This window comes from Paenibacillus camelliae, assembly GCF_023715345.1.
Lineage (GTDB): Bacteria > Bacillota > Bacilli > Paenibacillales > Paenibacillaceae > Pristimantibacillus > Pristimantibacillus camelliae.
Genome location: NZ_JAMBNY010000039.1, coordinates 1 through 649 on the forward strand (window position 1 = coordinate 1; position 649 = coordinate 649).

Here is a 649-nt window from a genome sequence, read left to right on the forward strand (position 1 = left end):
TTTCCCCATTCGGAAATCCCCGGATCAAAGCTTGCTTACAGCTCCCCGAGGCAGTATCGTTGTTCGCCACGTCCTTCTTCGGCTCCTAGTGCCTAGGCATCCTCCGTGCGCTCTTATTAGCTTAACCTAAAGCGTTATGTTAATAACGCAGCTTCGTAAGTTGAAGCTTTGCTCATCGATTTTTGATTTCCTCGAACATCCTTGCGGATGAAGGTCGTCAATCAAAAACGATTCGCGGTTAATAATTTCAAACATAAGTTTGAACTCGATTCGCTTTGGATGTTTCATATACTTTCTTATCCAGTTTTCAAGGTACAAGATGTGTTTTCTGTAAAGAAAAACACATACTAAATAGATGGTTAACTCTAAATTTTACAATGAAGTAAAATTTGGTGGAGCCAAGCGGGATCGAACCGCTGACCTCCTGCTTGCAAGGCAGGCGCTCTCCCAGCTGAGCTATGGCCCCGGAGCAAATTCCATCAAAGCTGAACAAATGGATGGCACGTCTGACACATTGTGTCTTTATGATCTTCTACTCGGAAGATCGTGTTCTCTTAGAAAGGAGGTGATCCAGCCGCACCTTCCGATACGGCTACCTTGTTACGACTTCACCCCAATCATCTACCCCACCTTCGACGGCTGGCCCCCT

At 45.8% G+C, this 649-nt stretch carries 1 tRNA gene and 2 rRNA genes; all 3 read right to left on the bottom strand.

Annotated features, from left to right (window positions below):
- Positions 1–127: ribosomal RNA gene (locus M3180_RS22275) — 23S ribosomal RNA — on the bottom strand; the annotation flags it as partial.
- A 263-nt stretch (positions 128–390) separates the two neighbouring features.
- A tRNA-Ala gene (locus M3180_RS22280) sits at positions 391–466 on the bottom strand.
- Between the two features lie 92 nt (positions 467–558).
- Positions 559–649, bottom strand: a 16S ribosomal RNA gene (locus M3180_RS22285); the annotation flags it as partial.